Source organism: Serratia sp. B501 (assembly GCF_051172315.1).
Taxonomy (GTDB): domain Bacteria; phylum Pseudomonadota; class Gammaproteobacteria; order Enterobacterales; family Enterobacteriaceae; genus Serratia; species Serratia ureilytica.
On sequence record NZ_JBPIZB010000003.1, the window covers coordinates 164,255 to 181,533 of the forward strand.

Sequence of the window (17,279 nt, forward strand, 5' to 3'; positions counted from 1 at the left end):
AGGGCGAACGGAGGATCAAATATCAAAAAAAACGGTTTCGTTCTCGCCCTGTAACCAGATGTCGAAATGGTACACCGTCTGATCCCCGCGCTGCCGCCTTTGCGCCAATAACGTGCTGCGCCGTTTTTCCCACTCGATGAGATTCAACACCGGATCTTCGGCATTGGCCGCCTGTTCGTCGGCAAAGTAGAGACGCGTGTTCAACCCGATGTTGATGCCGCGGGCCACTATCCACAGATTGAGATGGGGCGCCATCAACCGGCCGTCGCGCCCCGTCACGCGCCCCGGTTTAATCGTCTCGAATTGCCACAGGCCGCTGGTGAAATCCGAACAGGTTCGCCCCCAGCCGCGAAACGCCGGATCGTCGGGTTTATCCAACTGGCCGTCGGCGGGGTGCTGATATCGCCCGGCGGCATTGGCCTGCCAGACTTCGACCAGCGCGTCTCGAACCGGCGTGCCGGAGCCGTCATAGACATGCCCTTCCACCACGATGCGCTCCCCGCGCGTCTCCGGTTGCGTCAACACATGGGTGAAATTACGCTCGAAAATATCAAAGCCGGCGGCATGCGGCGCCAAACCGATGTGCACATAAGGCCCGGCGGTTTGCGAGGCCGTTTCAGACAAGTACTTTTTCATCACGCGGCTCCCTGTGTACGGTTCTCAAACCACGTGGCTCGATGGCCCCGCAGCACCAGATCGAAGCGGTAAGCCAGGCTGTCCAGCGGCACGGCGGCGTGCATATCCAGCTCGGCAATCAGCGTGCGCATCGCATCGTCACTGCCTACCGACTGCAAGATGGGGCAGCGAACGAGCAACGGATCGCCTTCAAAATACATCTGCGTGATCAACCGCTGCGCGAACGCCTCGCCGGAGAGCGAGAAGTGAATATGCGCCGGACGCCAGTCGCTGACCTGATTGCGCCAGGGATACGGGCCCGGCTTGATCGTACGAAAACAGTAATACCCGTTGTCGTCGGTCAGCATCCTGCCGCAGCCGCCAAAGTTGGGATCGATAGGCGCCAGATACTGATCTTTCTTGTGACGATAGCGCCCTCCCGCATTGGCCTGCCATACCTCGACCAGGGCGTTGCGCACCGGCGCCCCGAAGGCATCCCGCACAAATCCATGCACGATGATCCGCTCGCCGATCGGTAAGCCGTCTTTGGCGTAATTCAGAATCAGATCGTGATCCAGCGGGCCGATATCCGTTGGCGTGAAGACGGGGGCGGTCAGTTCAGACAGCGAGTTTTGCAATGAAATTAATGCATTGCGCGGCGACCGCAGCACGCTGGTTTTATACAGCGGCGCCAGCGCCGGCGGGTGATGACTGTAATCGCGATGCACCAGTTCTCGCGCCATCCAATCACTTTTCATCCCGGTATCCTTATTATTTGAGGGTACATGTCGTCAGAGTGTAGGAAGCGCAATATGTAAAAGTAAAGTGAGAAAACCGATCGATTTATATAACCAAAAGTAATGGAATGTTCTGAATTGACGAAACATTTCATTTGGTCCATAACATGATTCAATTCCCGTCGGTGGTCCGCCTCGCTGCTGAATGGTCGCTTTCAGGTCATCCATGACCGCTTAACTGGAGGCAATGATGAAACGTTCTATCGCGACGGTCTCGGTATCGGGTTCGCTGCCGGAAAAACTGCGGGCTATCGCCGCCGCAGGCTTTGATGGCGTCGAAATTTTCGATAACGATCTGGTCTACTACCCCGGCTCACCGGCGGAAATCCGTGAGTTGTGCGCCGAACTGGGCCTGGAAATTTTACTGTTCCAACCGTTTCGGGACTTCGAAGGAGGCCCGCGCGAAACGCTGGCGCAGAACCTTTCCCGCGCGGCGCGCAAGTTCGAAGTCATGCAGCAACTGGGCTGTTCTCGCATGCTGCTCTGCAGCAATGTCTCGCCCGACAGCAGCGAAGACATGGCCACGCAAGTGAGCGATTTGCGCGCGTTGGCAGAGTTGGCCGCCGAGTATGATATTACTGTCGGTTATGAAGCGCTGGCCTGGGGACGTCACGTGAATATGTGGCGCGACGCCTGGGCGCGCGTGAAGGCCGTAGATCATCCGGCGTTGGGGATCATTCTCGATAGTTTTCATATCCTGTCGCGCGGCGATAACCTCGATGGCCTCGAGGACGTGCCGCCCGAAAAAATCGTGTTTGTCCAACTGGCGGACGCCTCGCTGTTGAAGATGGATGTGCTCGCCTGGAGTCGCCATTTCCGCTGCTTCCCCGGCCAAGGGGAGCTGAATCTGACCCAGTTCATGACCCAACTTTCCGCGCATGGCTATCGCGGCGCCTGGTCGCTGGAGATATTTAACGATGGTTTCCGCGCCTCGCCGGTGCTCCCCACGGCCCAGGACGGTTTCCGATCGTTGTTGTGGCTGGAGGAGCAAACCTATGACTGGTTGGCCAAACAGCCTCTGCTGCCCAACGCCATGGCCTCGCTCATGGAACGTTCCTTATTCCATTCGCAGCCGCATCCGCCCTTGCGGGCGCTGGAGTTTATCGAATTTGCCGTCTCGCACAACGACGGGCTGGCGATGGGCCAATGGCTGACGCAGCTGGGATTGGTTCACGCCGGCGAGCACCGCTCCAAAAGCGTCGCCCTCTATCGCAACGGCAAAGTGAATGTCATTCTGAATGCCCAGCCGGAAAGCCAGGCCAGCGGCTATTATCACCTGCACGGCATTTCCCTGTGCGCCGTGGCGTGGCGGGTGCGCGGCGTAGCGCGTTTACTGCAACGGGCGCAAGACTACGGGTACGCCATCTGGCAAGGAGAAACCGGCCCCAACGAGCGGCAAATCCCCGCGCTGTGCGCACCGGACGGCAGCCTGATTTATCTGGTGGAAGCGGACGAAGATCCCAAGAACGATATTTATCACGCCGATTTTCATCTGACGCATCGCAGCGCGCCGCCGCCCGCGCTGCAAAGCATCGATCACCTGGCGATTGCGCTGGCGGATGAATCGAGCGGCAACTGGATCATGTTCCTGCGCAGCGTGCCGGGTTTTGTGCAGGACAACGAGTGGGAATTGCCCGATCCGCTGGGTTTGGTTCGCAGCCGCGTCTTGCGCAGCCCCAACGACGCCATCCGGCTGCCGCTGAATATGTCGGTGAGCCGGGAAACGCAAATTGCCCAGGCGCTAACCGCCTATCAGGGCGCAGGCTTGCAGCACGTCGCCTTTGGCTGCGAGGATCTGTTCAGCATGGTGAAAGCGGCGCAGGCGCGCGGATTAAAAACGCTGCGTATTCCCGATAACTACTATCACGATCTCAGAGCGCGTTTCGATCTGGACCCCGCTTTCCTCTCACAGCTGCAAGCGGGCAATGTGCTCTACGATCGAGACGATCAGGGCGGTGAATTGCTGCATGTCTACACCGTGCCCTATGAAAAAGGCCGCTTCTTCTTCGAACTTCTGGAGCGCCGAGGCGGCTACCGCGGCTTTGGGGCCGCCAACGCCCCGGTTCGGCTCACCGCCATGCGTTAATCGCGCGGGCCATCAAGGCCCGCCTGTTCTTCCATCTTACTGAAAAGGTTAATGATCGCGCTCACACTCTCAGTGGCCTCCGGCGCCGCCATTCTCACGGCAATCCCTTTTCATAACATAAAGTTAACACTGCCTCGTCACTCACCGCCGGTTCGATTGTCCGATAAACGCACATTTTTTCGATTATCGCCGTTTAACGTCCACCCAGGGGCTGCTTATAGTGATGACACTCAACTACTGCACCGGGAGCACCCCCATGTCGGGAAACAACGCAATCAATGTTCGGGCGCTGATCGACGACCGCCCGTTAGGCAAATGGCAAAAGATGATCGTGCTGCTCGGCTTTTGCATCATTGCTCTGGATGGATTCGATATCGTTATCATGGGATTTATTGCGCCAGAGCTTAAGGCGGATTGGCAAATCACTAACCGCGAACTGGGGCTGGTGATCAGCGCGGCGCTGATTGGCCTGTCGCTGGGCGCGATGCTATCCGGGCCATTGTCAGACAGATTCGGCCGCAAAGTCGTCATCATCAACAGCGTGTTCTTTTTTGGCGTTTGGACGCTGGTGACGGCGTTTTCTCAAAATATGGAGCAGATGATGTTATTTCGCCTGCTCACCGGATTGGGGCTCGGCGCCGCCATGCCGAATGTCGGCACCCTGGTGGCGGAGTTCGCGCCCGCCCGACGCCGCGCTTTCTTGATTACCGTGGTTTTCTGCGGCTTCACCTTTGGCGCCGCCTTGGGCGGATTCGCCGCGTCCTGGCTGATGCCGCGCTTCGGCTGGCATGCCGTGCTGCTGCTCGGCGGGATCTTGCCCCTGCTGTTCGCGCCCGTGCTGATGGCGGCGTTACCCGAATCGGTGTGTTTCCTGGTGGCGAAACGGGCAGATCAGGGCGGCATTCAGCGCATTCTGGCGAAACTGGCGCCCGATCGCGATTTTCGACATTCTACCGTCGTTCTGCCCCCGCCGGGCCAGGTCTGCACTCATCCGGTTAAACTGGTGGTGAGCGCACGGTACCGCTTCGGCAGTTTAATGCTGTGGGGCGCGTATTTTAGCGCGCTGTTTCTGTACTACACCTTAGGCAGTTGGCTGCCGCTGCTGATTAAAGACAGCGGTTTCAACATCGCGCAAGCGGCGGTCATCACCGCGCTGTTTCAGGCGGGCGGGACATTAGGATCGCTATTTTCCGGGTGGTTGATGGACAGATCCGAACCGCATCGCGCGTTGGCGTCGATTTATGGGTTGGGGGCGCTGTTCACTCTGCTGATGGGGATGGCGATGGGTTACCCCCTCCTGATGGGCGGCTGCGCGATGGCCATCGGGTTCTGCATCGGGGGCGCCAACACCGGCATGAACGCGTTGTCGGCCAGCTTTTACCCCACCGAAGCGCGGGCCACCGGCTCCAGCTGGATGCACGGCATCGGCCGTTTGGGCGCTATCTTAAGCGCGCTGGCCGGGGCTGAAATGCTGGCGCTCGGTTGGAGCTTCAGCACCATTTTCGCCGTCCTGGCGCTTCCCGCCCTGCTGACGGTGGCGATGATCGTCGCCAAACGGCGTCATCAGGCGCGTCAAGCGACAGAGCATCAATATGCCGCCTATCTGGATGCGCGTTCGAATGATGTTTGATTGCGTCGGGAAATAATCGAGAACAAAGGGGAAGGCGTGTCGGCCTGCAGGGCCGGGGCGCTTTAACTGTGATGGGGATCGTTGAAAGATTTTTTCGTAAGTGATTGAATAATGGCGGAGAGAGGGGGATTTGAACCCCCGGTAGAGTTGCCCCTACTCCAGTTTTCGAGACTGGTCCGTTCAGCCGCTCCGGCATCTCTCCTGACAACGCTTGCTATCATGCCCGCTTTTACGGCATTTTTACAGCATTAGCATACCGCTGAACGTTCAAGTGACGACTTTACGAGCAACCTGATGATTAAATGGCCGTGGAAAGCGACTCAACCTTCTCACCCCGAGGCGGATACCCAGGCACAGTGGCGGGACGCGCTGGCGATCCCGCTGCTCTCGCCGCTGAATGAGCAAGAGCGGCAGCGGCTGGTGGCCGTCGCCGGGCAGATTTTGCAGCAAAAGCGCATCGTGCCGCTGCAGGGGCTGCAGCTCACCTCGCAGATGCAGGCGCGCATCGCCCTGCTGTTCGCCTTGCCGGTGCTGGAGCTGGGCGCGGAGTGCCTCGACGGCTTCAACGAAATTCTGCTCTACCCCACCCCCTTCGTGGTGGAAGACGAATGGCAGGACGAGATCGGCCTGGTGCACTCGGGGCCGGTGGTGCAGTCCGGCCAAAGCTGGGAACAGGGGCCGATCGTGCTCAACTGGCAAGACGTGCAGGACTCTTTCGACCTTTCCGGTTTCAATCTGGTGATCCACGAAGCGGTACACAAGCTGGATATGCGCAACGGCGGCGTCGCCACCGGCGTACCGCCGATCCCGCTGCGCGAGGTGGCCGCCTGGGAGCACGATCTGCACGCCGCGATGGAAAGCCTGCAGGACGAGATCGACATGGTCGGCGAAGAGGCCGCCAGCATGGATGCCTACGCCGCCACCGATGCGGCCGAGTGCTTCGCCGTGCTGTCGGAGTACTTCTTCAGCGCCCCCGAGCTGCTGGCCGAACGCTTCCCGGCGCTGTATCAGCACTTTTGCCGCTTCTACCGCCAGGATCCGCTGGCGCGCCTGCTGCGCGCCCAGGCGGAAAACGACGCGCAATGGGCTGATTGACAGGCTCATTGCTCAGATACCGAGCAGTCGCACCGCCTGGGGCAATTTAGCGTTGACACACCTGGGGCAGCTGGATATGATGCGCCCCGTTCACACGATTCCTCTGTAGTTCAGTCGGTAGAACGGCGGACTGTTAATCCGTATGTCACTGGTTCGAGTCCAGTCAGAGGAGCCATATTTAGAAAAGCCCGCTTAAGGCAACTTAAGCGGGATTTTTGCTGTTGGGCGTTTACAGCCCGCGCTTTTCCATCAGCAGCGCCAGATCGACCAACCGATTGGAGAAGCCCCACTCGTTGTCATACCAGGCAAGCACCTTCACCAGATTGCCGCCGATCACCAGCGTGGACAAGCCGTCGATAATCGACGAGCGCGCATCGCCCCGGTAGTCGCTCGACACCAGCGGCTCATCGCTGTAGCCCAGGATCCCTTTCAGCGGGCCGGATGCCGCCGCCGCGCGGAACGCCGCGTTGATCTCCTCCGCCGTCGCCGGGCGTTTCAGCGTCACCGTCAGATCGACGATGGAGACGACCGGCACCGGCACCCGCAGCGAGTAACCGGTCAACCTGCCGTCGAGATCCGGGATCACCTTGCCGAGCGCCTTGGCCGCACCGCTGGAGTAAGGCACGATAGACTCCGCCGCCGCCCGCGCGCCGCGCAGATCTTTTTCCGGCTGATCGTGCAGCGCCTGGCTATTGGTATAGGCATGCGTAGTGTTCATCAACCCGTATTCGATGCCGAACGCCTGATGCAGCACCTGCGCGGCGGGCGCCAGCCCGTTGGTGGTGCAGCTGCCGTTGCTGACCACCTTATGCAGCGCCGGATCGTAGAGGTGATCGTTAACCCCCATCACCAGCGTGATGTCGTCGTTCTTGGCCGGCGCCGAGATAATCACCCGCTTGGCGCCGCCGTGCGTGATGTGCACTTCCGCCTTGGCCTTGTCGGTAAAGAAGCCCGTCGCTTCGATCACCACGTCCACGCCCACGCTGTGCCAGGGGATCTCGGCGGGATCGCGCTGCGAAAACACCTGAATCGGCCGGCCGTCCAGCAGCAGCTGGTTGTCGCCGGCTTCGACCCTGGCCGCCAGCGTGCCGGAAAGCGTGTCGTATTTCAGCAGGTGCGCCAGCGTCTTGCTGTCGGTCAGATCGTTGATCGCCACCACTTCAAAATCGCTGCGCCCCAGCGCCGCGCGCAGCACGTTGCGTCCGATCCTGCCGAATCCATTAATGCCTACTCTCACCATGATGCACTCCTCGTTTTGGGCTTTGCCTCAACTCTAGCCCTGCCCCGAAGCGGCGTAAATGACGTTTACCGATCAATTTACGCCAAATTGCGCGCATGAAAGCGTTCGCGGTATTCGCTCGGGGTCAGCTGCAGTTTTCGCTCAAACACCCGCCGCAGGTTAAGGCCGTTGCCAAAGCCGGTGGCCAGGGCGATCTGTTCGATGCCTTGCGCACTCTGCTCCAGGCGCTGTCTGGCGGTATGCAACCGCCCTTCTTCAACGAATTTGGCGGGAGAAATGCCCGTCTCGCGGGTGAACACGCGGGTAAAGTTGCGCGGGCTCATCGCCACGCGTTCGGCCAACCGTTCAACGCTGAGATCGTCGGCGAGGTTTTCCAGGATCCAGGATTGCAAGTCGCGGATCGGGCCCGGCGATTTGGCCTGGTTGAGCGGGTAGCGACTGAACTGCGCCTGCCCGCCGGGGCGGCGCAGAAACATCACCAGATCCTGCGCCACTTCGCGCGCCTGCACGAAACCGTAGTCGTCCTCTACCAGCGCCAACGTCAGGTCGAAGCCGGAGCTGACGCCGCCGGAGGTCCAAATCGGCCCGTCCTGCACGTAGATCGGGCCGTTTTCGACCTGCACCTGCGGGAAGCGCGCCTGCAGCGTTTCCGCCAGCCGCCAGTGGGTGGTCGCCCGCCGCCCGTCCAGCAACCCGGCTTCGGCCAGCAACAGTGCGCCGCCGCAAACGGAGGCGATACGGCGCGTCTGCGGCGCCGCGCGGTGCAGCCAATCCGCCACCAGGGCGCCCTCTTCTTCGCTCGCCCCTTTGCCGGCGACGATCACGGTATCGCGCGGCAGGAACGGATCGAGATCCGCCAGGCGATGGTCGGCCAGCAGGCTCAGGCCTGACAGGCCGTGCACCACTCGGTGAGATTGCGTAGTGGCGACCGCGATCTGATACAGCGGCGTCTCGGCAGCACTCAGGCGATTAGCCTGCATCAGGATATCGGCGATGCCCGCCGCTTCGAACAGCATGCCCCCTTCAGGGACGATAATCAGGAATGTGTGCATGGCGATAATAGAGAGAACGGTCAAAACAGGTCAGGAAGCCACTGTATAAGAAAAGCGCCGCCGGTTCACCCTGCGGGCATAAAAAAGCCCGCCGATAACCCCGACGGGCCTGGAAGGAATAGTCATTTAAATCTGTGGCAGAGTCACCCCGCCGGCGCGCGCCAATTGCGCCAGCAGCGCCGTTTGAAACGCCTCGTCGTGTACCGCCGCGTGAGGCTCGAACCGCTGCTGATGATGCCAATAGCCGCCGGACGCCAGGGCCTGAGGTTCATCGCTGCTCACCAGCCATGCCTGCGTCACATGCCCCAGCGCCAGATCGTCGGGCGCGTCCGCGCCGCCCATTTTGGTCGGCACCCAGCCGGGATCGACCGCGTTGCTGATGACGTCGGGCCACAGGCGCGCCACGGCGGCGGCCAGCGTGGTGACGAACAGCTTGCTGTCCGAATAAGAACCGGCGGCGCCGCCAAGCCAATCTACGCCGTTCAGCTCCGCCACGCCGTCAAAGTGCATACTGCTGCTCAGGTAGACGATACGCTTGGGACGTTCGATCAGGGCCGTCAGCAGGTAGGGCGCTATGACGTTCACCGGCATCACCTGCGGCCCGGTGAACATGCCGGCGTTGTGGATCACCGCGTCCGGACGGCCGAGGCGATTGACCTGCTCGGCAAGCTGCCGAGTCTGCTGCACATCGGACAAATCGCCGATCGCTGCCTGCGCCCCCCGATCCAGCAGATCGCGCACCGCGTCCAGACGGCCGGGTGCGCGCGCATGCAGAATCACCTGATGCCCTTCGTCCAACAGCGTTTGCGCGGCGGCGCGGCCCAGCCCGTCCACCGAACCGGTAATGAAAATGCGTGACATGCCATCCTCCGTTTAGCGCCAGCCGAGCGCCGGCGCGACATGGGTTAAAATCGATTCGATGACGTGCGCGTTGTAATCCACGCCCAGCTGATTAGGCACGGTCAGCAGCAACGTATCCGCTTCGGCGATGGCCTCGTCCTGCGCCAGCTGTTCGATCAGCGCGTCAGGTTCTGCGGCGTAACTGCGGCCAAAGATCGCCCGGGTTTGCGCATCGATATACCCCAGTTGGTCGCCTTCCTTACCGCTGCCGCCGAAGTAGTTGCGATCCCGCTGATCCACCAGCGCGAAGATGCTGCGGCTGACGGAAACCCGCGGCTCGCGCGCATGGCCCGCCTCTTGCCAGGCCGCGCGATAGGCGCGGATCTGCTTGGCCTGCTGGATATGGAAGGGTTCGCCGGTTTCGTCGTTCTTGAGCGTCGAGCTTTGCAGGTTCATGCCCAGCTTCGCCGCCCAGACGGCGGTGGCGTTCGAACCGGCGCCCCACCAGATGCGGTCGCGCAGCCCGGCGGAAAACGGCTCCGGCCGCAGCAGCCCGGGCGGATTCGGGAACATCGGCTGCGGATTGGGTTCGGCGAACCCTTCGCCGCGCAGCGCTTCCAGGAACACTTCGGTATGGCGGCGGGCCATGTCCGCGTCGGTTTCGCCGTCGGCCGGGGCATAGCCGAAATAGCGCCAGCCGTCGATCACCTGCTCCGGCGAGCCGCGGCTGATGCCAAGCTGCAGCCGCCCGCCGGCGATCAGATCCGCCGCGCCGGCGTCTTCCACCATGTACAGCGGGTTTTCATAGCGCATGTCGATCACGCCGGTGCCGATCTCGATGCGTTGGGTTTTGGCGCCGATGGCGGCCAGCAGCGGGAACGGCGATCCCAGCTGACGCGCGAAATGGTGCACGCGAAAATAGGCGCCGTCCGCGCCCAGATCTTCGGCGGCGACCGCCAGATCGATGGACTGCAGCAGTGCATCCGCCGCTGAACGGGTGCCGGACTGGGCAGAAGGCGTCCAGTGGCCAAACGAGAGAAAACCAATCTTTTTCATCGGGCATCGTCCTCAAAGGCAAAACATGGGCCTACAGTGACAAAAATCGCGCGCTTTGCGCCAGCAAAATCGCCCCCGATCGCACTAAACGAACCGATTGCCGCCGCGCCGCCCGGCGATTGTAATCAAAAAACAAATGTCGTATAACAGGCAGCTCCGAGGGGTGTCCTGTTACGGGCTGAGATGGCGTAAGCCGAACCCTTTGAACCTGATCTGGGTCATGCCAGCGAAGGGACGGTTAGGCAACCGCGCGATCACCCGTTGCCTGTTCATACCTCAGCGTGCCCGGATCTCCACTGACTCAAGGAGGTCCCATGTCCATCACCACCCTGTTCGAAAGCGGCCTTTACGGCCGGCTGCGCCAACAGGCCGGCAGCCACTGGCAAAATTACGTCGATCACCCGTTTCTGCAGCAGTTGGCCGCCGGCACCTTGCCTGAACGCGCTTTTCGCCGTTACCTGACCCAAGACTACCTGTTCCTGCTGCACTTCGCCCGCGCCTATGCGCTACTGGTCAGCAAGCTGCGCACCCTGCCGGAAATGCGCGCCGCCACCGCCTCGCTCAACGGCATCGTCGCCGAGCTGCCGCTGCACGTGGCCTACTGCGCCGAATGGGGGTTGAGCGAAGCGCAGATCGCCGCCCAGCCGGAGGCGGCGGAAACCATGAACTATACCCGCTACGTGCTGGACATCGGCCATGCCGGCGACGCCCTCGATCTGCTGGCCGGCCTGCTGCCCTGCGTGGCCGGCTATGCCGAAATCGGCCTGCGGCTGCTGCACGATCCCGCCACCCAAATGGAGGGCAATCCTTACGCCTCCTGGATCCGCAACTACGGCGACGAGGGCTATCTGGCCGGCGTGCGCGCCGCCATCGAACTGCTGGAAACCGTCGGCCACCAGCGCGGCGCACAAAGCCGCTTTACCGAGCTGGCGCAGATTTTCACCACCGCCACTCAGCTGGAAGCGGCATTTTGGCAAATGGGGCTGAACGCCTCATGATCTCCCCGCGCCTCCCGCCCGGCATCCAGGTGCGGGATCTCACTCTGCGCTTCGGTCAACAGACGATCTTTGAGGGGCTGAGCTTCGACATCGTCGGCGGCAGCTTCGTCTCCCTGCTCGGCGCCAGCGGCGCCGGCAAAACCAGCCTGCTGAAGATCATCGCCGGGCTGGCGCAGGCCAGCTCGGGCACGGTGAGCGGCAGCGACGGCCTGCCGATCGCCGGGCGCATCGCCTACATGGGGCAAAAAGACCTGCTCTATCCGTGGCTGAGCGTCGAAGACAATGTCGCCCTCGGCTCGCGGCTGCGCGGCGAAGCGCCGGATCGGGCATGGACCGCGCACCTGCTCGAACGCGTAGGCCTGGCCGCGCATAGCCGCAGCCTGCCCGCCGCGCTGTCCGGCGGCATGCGCCAGCGCGCCGCCATCGCCCGCACGCTCTACGAACGCCAGCCGATCGTGCTGATGGACGAACCCTTTTCCGCGCTGGACGCCATTACCCGCGCCGAGATCCAGAGCCTGGCCGCCGAGCTGCTGGCGCAAAATACCGTGCTGCTGATCACTCACGACCCGATGGAGGCTTGCCGCCTGAGCCACCGGCTGCTGGTGCTATCGCCCTGGCCGCTGGGCCTCGACGATACCCACCGCATCAGCGGGCAACCGCCGCGCGCGCCGGATGACGCCGACCTGCTGAAAAGCCAGGCCGAGCTGCTGCTGCAAATGGTGAGGGCAGCGCAATGAATATCGCCAAAGAGCGCGGCTTCACCCGCCTGCGGCGTGGGTTGACGGTCTTCATCGGCCTGCTGCTGCTGTGGTGGCTGGCGGCGCAAAGCGGCATTCCGGCCTTTCTGCTGCCCACGCCGGGCGCAGTGGCGCAGGCGCTGTGGGACGGGCGCGGCTATCTCGCCTGGCACACGCTGGTCACCGCTTCGGAGATCGTCAGCGGGCTGGCGCTCGGCGTGTTGCTCGGCGCGGCGCTGGCGCTGTGCATGATTTTCTCGCCGCGGCTGCAACGCTGGCTGATGCCGCTGGTGCTCACCAGCCAGGCGATACCGGTGTTCGCCCTAGCCCCATTGCTGGTGCTGTGGTTCGGCTTCGGCATGAGCGCCAAAGTGGCGATGGCGGTGCTGGTGATCTTCTTCCCGGTGGTGTCGGCCTTTTTCGACGGGCTGCGCCGGGTTAACAACGACTATCTCGATCTGGCGCGCACGATGCGCGCTTCGCGTTGGGCGCAGCTGCGGCACGTGCGGCTGATGGCGGCGCTGCCGGCCTTCGGCTCCGGCCTGCGCATGGCCGCCGCCGTCGCGCCGATCGGCGCCATTATCGGCGAATGGGTCGGCTCGGCCGAGGGGCTGGGCTACGTGATGCTGAACGCCAACGCGCGCATGCAGACCGACGTCTGCTTCGCCGCGCTGTTTATTTTGGTGCTGATGACCGTGCTGCTGTGGGCCGCGGTGGATGCGCTGCTGCGGCGCCTGATCGCCTGGGCGCCGGAAAACGACTGATGATTGCAACCATAACCAGGGATAAAGGAACGACCATGATCAAACAAACCGTTTGCGGGCTGCTGCTCGGCGCCGCCCTCACCGGCCAGGCCGGCGCGGCCGACAAGCTGACGTTGGTGCTCGACTGGTACATCAACCCGGATCACGCGCCGATTATGGTGGCCGAGCAGATCGGCGCCTTCAAGGCCGCAGGGCTGGACGTCAAGATCGTGCCGCCGTCCGATCCGGCGCTGCCGCCGCGGCTGGTGGCCGCCAAACAGGCCGACCTCGCCATCACCTATCAGCCGCAGCTGCATTTCTTCGCCGATCAGGGCCTGCCGCTGATGCGCGTCGGCACGCTGATCGACACGCCGCTGAATACGGTGATCGCGCTGGACAAAAACATCACGTCGCCGGCGGATCTCAAGGGCAAAACGGTGGGCTACTCGGTCAGCGGCATCGAACAGGCGACGCTGGCCACCATGGTCGAACACGAGCACCTCAAGCCGCAGGACATCAAGCTCATCAACGTCAACTTCCAGCTGACCAGCGCCCTGCTGGCGGGCCAGGTCGATGCGGTGATCGGCGGCTACCGCAATATCGAAGCGCTGGAGCTGAAGCTGCAGGGCAAAAAACCGGTGGTGTTTAACGTCGAAGACTACGGCGTGCCGGCCTACGACGAGCTGATCATCGTCGCCAACCGCGATGCGGTGAACGAGCCGAAAATCCGCAAATTCCTCGCCGCGCTGAAGCAAGGCAGCGACTACCTGCATGCACACCCGCAGGAGACCTGGTTGGCGTTCGCCAAGGCGCACCCGGAGCTGAATACCGAGCTGAACAAACAGGCGTGGCAAGCCAGCCTGCCGCTGTTCGCGCGCGATCCGGCCAAGTTGGATCGGGCCCGCTATGAGGCTTACGAACAGTTCCTGTTCGACAACAAGCTGATCAAGAAAATCACCCCGGTGGAACAGTATGCGGTGGAGCTGAACTGATCACGCCGAAGCGGCCGGCGGCGCCACCGTCACTTCGCCCTGGCCGCTGCGCTGCAGGGCCGCCTTCACCAGCCCGTTGGCCTTGCAGCGTTCGATAAACGCGTTCACGTAGGCGGCGCCCTGCGTTTTTTGCCGCGGCACCGCCATCGCCTGGCGAATGGCGGTGAAATGCCCATCCAGCACTCGGTAGCCGGGATGGGCGGCCGCGGCGGCCAGCAGCGGTTGACGCACGCCGGCCGCCGCCTCCAGCCCGCGTTCGAAAAACAGCGCTATCGCCTCGGCGGAAGTAGCCGCCCGCACCAGCTGCGCCTGCTGCAGCGTACGCGACAAAAACAGATCGTACGCGGCGCCCTGGCCGACCGCGATGCGCACCTCCGGCCTGTCGAGCTGCGCCACCTCAAAGTAAGGCGCGTCGTTCGCCACCAGGTAAGTCCCCTCAATGATCACGTAGGGTTCGCTGAAGGCGATTTGCGCCGCGCGCACCGGCTCGATGGCCATAAACGCCAGGTTCCAGGCGCCGCTGTCCAGGTCGGCGAACACCTTGCCGGCCGCGTCATAGGTCACCAGCTCCAGCGCCACGTCCAGTTCGCGAGCCAGCGCGGCGGCCAGCTCCACCGAAGCGCCTTGCGGTTTACCGCCGGGCCCGGCCTGCGCCAGCACCGGATTGCCGAGATTGATCGCCGCGCGCAACACGCCTTGCGGGGCCAGATCGTCGAGTACCGCTGCGGAAATCGTCTGCATACTTCCTCCTGAATGGCTGATGGACGCGCCGTCGTGGCGCTCATTAAGCGTAGAGCGAAACCTCCGACCAGCAAGCTTTCGCCGCCGCGGCCGCCGTCGGCGTGATTAACGTCACACTATTGTCATAAAAATGTACAATAGCCGCCGTTCGTCGGCCGTAGCGGGAGATCGCGCGTTGTTCCGCCGCCGGCAATAGGCTATACCCTTCACTTTTCGCGCCGCGGCACGGTCGGCGGCGCAGACCAGGGCAGCAACGTTTTTTTCCCAATCAGACAAGGTTTGGCGGATGGTTTTAGCAGTCGTTTCGTTTGTTCTCTTTTTGGCGTCGATTTTGATTTATCGCACCCGAGCCGCCGCCAACCGCTGGTGGTTCGCCATTCTGCTGACGCTGCTCGGCAGCTATCTGGTGCTGAACGTCATCCTGATCGCCAGCAACTACTTTACCGGCGACGGCATCACCGATGCGGTGATCTACACCGTCACCAGCAGCCTCAAAGGCGCGGGCATCAGCAAATACGTGCTGCCGTTCATCGGCCTGCTGGCGGCGCTGGGGCTTATCTTCGCGGTGCTGGCCCGCAGCCTGCTGCGCCGCAAGGCCAAAGGCAGCAGCGTGGCCTACAGCCTCGTCGCCGTGCTGCTGGCGCTGTTTTCGGTCGGCACCACCCCGGCGTTTCAAGACATCTCGCTGCTGGTCAAGAGCCAGATCGTCGGCGATACCGCCGATTTCACCACCTACTACAAGGCGCCGAAAAAGACCGTGCAGGGCAAGCGGCCGAATCTGGTGTACATCTATGCCGAGAGCCTGGAGCGCACCTACTTCGATACCGAGCTGTTTCCCGGCCTGGCCGACGAGCTGAACGCCCTGCGCGCAGACAGCATCGATTTCAGCAACACCCAGCAGCTGCCGGGCACCGGTTACACCATCGCCGGCATGGTCGCCTCACAGTGCGGCATTCCGCTGTTCGCGCCCTTCGACGGCAACGCCTCCAGCGCGGTCTCCACCTTCTACCCGGAGAACGTCTGCCTGGGCGACGTGCTGAAGGCCGCCGGCTACAGCAACTCTTTCTATCAGGGCGCCGAGCTGGCGTTCGCCGGTAAAGACACCTTCCTGAAATCCCACGGCTTCGACCACGTTTACGGTTTCAAAGAGCTGCGCGAACAGGTCGCCGATCCGAGCTACAAAAACGACTGGGGCTGGTACGACGACAGTGTGCTGGACGTGGTGTACGGCAAGTTCGTCGAGCTGTCCAAACAGCGCCAGCCGTTCTCGCTGTTTACCCTGACCGTCGATACCCATCACCCGGACGGTTTTATCTCCGCCGGCTGCAGCAAGAAAAGCTACGCCTGGCAGAACAAGGAAAACCGCTCGCTGAGCGCGGTGGCCTGCAGCCAGCAACACATCGCCGCGCTGATCGACAAAATCAAACGCTCGCCCTATTTCAGCAACACCGTGATCGTGGTGTCCTCCGATCATCTGGCGATGAACAACACCGCCTACGACATCCTGACCAAACAGAAGCGCCGCAACCTGTTCTTTATCATCGACGGCACCCGGCCGCAGGCGGAGCAGCGCAACGAGAAACGCAGCACGCTGGATAACGGTGCCACGGTGCTGGACGTGATGGGCGGTGACAACTATATCGGCCTCGGCCGCAGCAGCCTGTCGGCGCCGTCGCTGTCTACGGTGTTCCTGAATATCGAAGAGAAAATCAACGGCTGGAAACCGGCGGTGATCAATCAGTGGGGCCTGCCGAACCGCATCAGCGACTACAGCGTGGACACGCGCCAGCGCAGCTTCAGCTTCTCCGGCGTCACCTACAAGGTGCCGTTCATTCTGCGGGTGGGCGACAACCGCATCGAACCGATGTTCAACGTCTACCTCTCCACCCCGCTGCGCAAGCAGCTGGCCGGGCTGGGGGCGGGGGAGAAATTCGTCTGGGTCGATAAATGCTACGAGATCGGCCGGGTCTGGGCGCCGCAGCTGGCGCTGAGCACCGACATCTGCGTGGCCTCCGGCACCCTGGCCTCGCCGCCGCAGATCGTGCAGGCCAGCGGCGAGCGCTTTCGTGGCAAGGTGAACTTTACCGGCCCGGCGGCGGACAGCGTCGCCGATTACCAAAACGCCGTCGCCCGCCTGCAGGTGGACGACGCGGCGATGAAGTACCGGGCGGACGCCATCGAGTTCATGCTGCCCGGCATGCCGGAACAGGTGAAAGCCATTACCGGCGTCTCCGCCGTCGAGGAGTGGGGCCGCTGGTCCGACGCCAACCTGGCGCCGGCGGTCGACATCGATTATGTCGATCCGCTGCCGAAAACCTTCGATCTGGTGCTGCGCGCCCGCGCCTACGGCAACAACGTCGGCGAACCGATTTCGGTGCGCGTCGGCGACGAAGAGCGCTTCGTGTCGCTCGGCGAGCAGGACAGCACCGTCACCCTGCGTTTCGACAACCCGCGCGGCGCGCAGAAAATCAGCATTACCCCGCCGGCACCGACCGAGCCGAAAGAGAGCGCCAGCGGCGGCTTCACGCCGAAGAAGCTGGGCATCGGCCTGGTATCGCTGAAGGTCGAAGCGGCCGATCCCGCCTCCTGATCCCCCCGCCTTCACGGGCGCGGTAATTTCTTTGCCGCGCCCATCATTTCAACCAAGCTTTTACGCC

15 protein-coding genes, 2 tRNA genes and 1 riboswitch are annotated in these 17,279 nt (G+C 62.5%); of the genes, 9 read left to right on the forward strand and 8 right to left on the reverse strand.

Translation table 11 applies throughout. The annotated features are described in order from the left end of the window. Positions 1–15 precede the first annotated feature (15 nt). Together pcaG and pcaH are read right to left on the reverse strand one after the other, a co-directional pair. Positions 16–636 (reverse strand): protocatechuate 3,4-dioxygenase subunit alpha, encoded by a 621-nt coding sequence (pcaG, locus tag ACSBQV_RS11360; protein WP_016927159.1) that lies wholly within the window; start codon positions 634–636, stop codon positions 16–18. Then, positions 636–1,373: a protocatechuate 3,4-dioxygenase subunit beta gene (gene pcaH / locus ACSBQV_RS11365; RefSeq protein ID WP_016927158.1), complete on the reverse strand. Its 738-nt coding sequence runs from the start codon at positions 1,371–1,373 to the stop codon at positions 636–638. Before pcaH ends, pcaG begins: the two co-directional genes overlap by 1 nt. Before the next feature lie 229 nt (positions 1,374–1,602). Between pcaH and ACSBQV_RS11370 the strand changes: the two genes are divergently transcribed. Beyond that, on the forward strand, positions 1,603–3,498 hold the full coding sequence (locus ACSBQV_RS11370) for a bifunctional sugar phosphate isomerase/epimerase/4-hydroxyphenylpyruvate dioxygenase family protein (RefSeq protein WP_099782189.1): 1,896 nt from the start codon (positions 1,603–1,605) through the stop codon (positions 3,496–3,498). 256 nt (positions 3,499–3,754) lie between these two features. After that, positions 3,755–5,128, forward strand: coding sequence for an MFS transporter (locus tag ACSBQV_RS11375; RefSeq protein ID WP_046687396.1), 1,374 nt, complete (start codon positions 3,755–3,757; stop codon positions 5,126–5,128). Between the two features lie 112 nt (positions 5,129–5,240). Here ACSBQV_RS11375 and ACSBQV_RS11380 read toward each other — a convergent pair. After that, positions 5,241–5,330: transfer RNA gene (locus tag ACSBQV_RS11380), tRNA-Ser, on the reverse strand. 92 nt (positions 5,331–5,422) lie between these two features. Between ACSBQV_RS11380 and mtfA the strand changes: the two genes are divergently transcribed. Beyond that, entirely contained in the window at positions 5,423–6,223 is an 801-nt protein-coding gene (gene mtfA / locus ACSBQV_RS11385) for a DgsA anti-repressor MtfA (protein WP_033643675.1), read from the forward strand. Between the two features lie 99 nt (positions 6,224–6,322). Further along, a tRNA-Asn gene (locus tag ACSBQV_RS11390) sits at positions 6,323–6,398 on the forward strand. Between the two features lie 54 nt (positions 6,399–6,452). Here the strand turns inward: ACSBQV_RS11390 and gap are convergent. From gap to ACSBQV_RS11410, 4 genes are all read right to left on the reverse strand, one after another. Continuing rightward, positions 6,453–7,463 (reverse strand): type I glyceraldehyde-3-phosphate dehydrogenase, encoded by a 1,011-nt coding sequence (gap, locus tag ACSBQV_RS11395; protein WP_096242382.1) that lies wholly within the window; start codon positions 7,461–7,463, stop codon positions 6,453–6,455. A 77-nt stretch (positions 7,464–7,540) separates the two neighbouring features. Then, positions 7,541–8,515: a GlxA family transcriptional regulator gene (locus ACSBQV_RS11400; RefSeq protein WP_099782262.1), complete on the reverse strand. Its 975-nt coding sequence runs from the start codon at positions 8,513–8,515 to the stop codon at positions 7,541–7,543. Positions 8,516–8,641: 126 nt separating this feature from the next. Next, positions 8,642–9,376: an SDR family NAD(P)-dependent oxidoreductase gene (locus ACSBQV_RS11405; protein WP_099782191.1), complete on the reverse strand. Its 735-nt coding sequence runs from the start codon at positions 9,374–9,376 to the stop codon at positions 8,642–8,644. A gap of 12 nt (positions 9,377–9,388) precedes the next feature. Then, positions 9,389–10,411, reverse strand: a complete 1,023-nt coding sequence (locus tag ACSBQV_RS11410) for an LLM class flavin-dependent oxidoreductase (RefSeq protein WP_042784962.1) — start codon at positions 10,409–10,411, stop codon at positions 9,389–9,391. Between the two features lie 149 nt (positions 10,412–10,560). Beyond that, positions 10,561–10,663: riboswitch (TPP riboswitch) on the forward strand. 62 nt (positions 10,664–10,725) lie between these two features. Here ACSBQV_RS11410 and ACSBQV_RS11415 point away from each other — a divergent pair. Genes ACSBQV_RS11415 through ACSBQV_RS11430 form a run of 4 tightly spaced genes read left to right on the forward strand, consistent with a single transcriptional unit; the run spans position 10,726 to position 13,881 of the window. Further along, entirely contained in the window at positions 10,726–11,409 is a 684-nt protein-coding gene (locus ACSBQV_RS11415; protein ID WP_099782194.1) for a TenA family protein, read from the forward strand. Continuing rightward, positions 11,406–12,146: an ABC transporter ATP-binding protein gene (locus ACSBQV_RS11420; protein WP_099782196.1), complete on the forward strand. Its 741-nt coding sequence runs from the start codon at positions 11,406–11,408 to the stop codon at positions 12,144–12,146. Before ACSBQV_RS11415 ends, ACSBQV_RS11420 begins: the two co-directional genes overlap by 4 nt. After that, positions 12,143–12,910 (forward strand): ABC transporter permease, encoded by a 768-nt coding sequence (locus tag ACSBQV_RS11425; RefSeq protein ID WP_042784966.1) that lies wholly within the window; start codon positions 12,143–12,145, stop codon positions 12,908–12,910. The genes ACSBQV_RS11420 and ACSBQV_RS11425 overlap by 4 nt, the downstream gene beginning before the upstream one ends. Before the next feature lie 35 nt (positions 12,911–12,945). Further along, a complete protein-coding gene (locus ACSBQV_RS11430; RefSeq protein WP_099782198.1) occupies positions 12,946–13,881 on the forward strand; it encodes an ABC transporter substrate-binding protein in 936 nt (311 codons plus the stop codon). Here ACSBQV_RS11430 and ACSBQV_RS11435 read toward each other — a convergent pair whose 3' ends face one another. Next, the gene (locus ACSBQV_RS11435; RefSeq protein WP_033651824.1) at positions 13,882–14,622 is read right to left on the reverse strand and encodes a transporter substrate-binding domain-containing protein; all 741 of its coding nucleotides are present in this window, start codon (positions 14,620–14,622) and stop codon (positions 13,882–13,884) included. Between the two features lie 286 nt (positions 14,623–14,908). Between ACSBQV_RS11435 and opgB the strand changes: the two genes are divergently transcribed. Then, entirely contained in the window at positions 14,909–17,212 is a 2,304-nt protein-coding gene (gene opgB / locus ACSBQV_RS11440) for a phosphatidylglycerol--membrane-oligosaccharide glycerophosphotransferase (RefSeq protein ID WP_099782200.1), read from the forward strand. The last annotated feature ends 67 nt before the right edge of the window (positions 17,213–17,279 follow it).

Bases quoted from the DNA above. Each gene is read 5' to 3' on its own strand.
- pcaG (WP_016927159.1), bottom strand. From the start codon at position 636: ATGAAAAAGTACTTGTCTGAAACGGCCTCGCAAACCGCCGGGCCTTAT.
- pcaH (WP_016927158.1), bottom strand. From the start codon at position 1,373: ATGAAAAGTGATTGGATGGCGCGAGAACTGGTGCATCGCGATTACAGT.
- ACSBQV_RS11370 (WP_099782189.1), top strand. From the start codon at position 1,603: ATGAAACGTTCTATCGCGACGGTCTCGGTATCGGGTTCGCTGCCGGAA.
- ACSBQV_RS11375 (WP_046687396.1), top strand. From the start codon at position 3,755: ATGTCGGGAAACAACGCAATCAATGTTCGGGCGCTGATCGACGACCGC.
- mtfA (WP_033643675.1), top strand. From the start codon at position 5,423: ATGATTAAATGGCCGTGGAAAGCGACTCAACCTTCTCACCCCGAGGCG.
- gap (WP_096242382.1), bottom strand. From the start codon at position 7,463: ATGGTGAGAGTAGGCATTAATGGATTCGGCAGGATCGGACGCAACGTG.
- ACSBQV_RS11400 (WP_099782262.1), bottom strand. From the start codon at position 8,515: ATGCACACATTCCTGATTATCGTCCCTGAAGGGGGCATGCTGTTCGAA.
- ACSBQV_RS11405 (WP_099782191.1), bottom strand. From the start codon at position 9,376: ATGTCACGCATTTTCATTACCGGTTCGGTGGACGGGCTGGGCCGCGCC.
- ACSBQV_RS11410 (WP_042784962.1), bottom strand. From the start codon at position 10,411: ATGAAAAAGATTGGTTTTCTCTCGTTTGGCCACTGGACGCCTTCTGCC.
- ACSBQV_RS11415 (WP_099782194.1), top strand. From the start codon at position 10,726: ATGTCCATCACCACCCTGTTCGAAAGCGGCCTTTACGGCCGGCTGCGC.
- ACSBQV_RS11420 (WP_099782196.1), top strand. From the start codon at position 11,406: ATGATCTCCCCGCGCCTCCCGCCCGGCATCCAGGTGCGGGATCTCACT.
- ACSBQV_RS11425 (WP_042784966.1), top strand. From the start codon at position 12,143: ATGAATATCGCCAAAGAGCGCGGCTTCACCCGCCTGCGGCGTGGGTTG.
- ACSBQV_RS11430 (WP_099782198.1), top strand. From the start codon at position 12,946: ATGATCAAACAAACCGTTTGCGGGCTGCTGCTCGGCGCCGCCCTCACC.
- ACSBQV_RS11435 (WP_033651824.1), bottom strand. From the start codon at position 14,622: ATGCAGACGATTTCCGCAGCGGTACTCGACGATCTGGCCCCGCAAGGC.
- opgB (WP_099782200.1), top strand. From the start codon at position 14,909: ATGGTTTTAGCAGTCGTTTCGTTTGTTCTCTTTTTGGCGTCGATTTTG.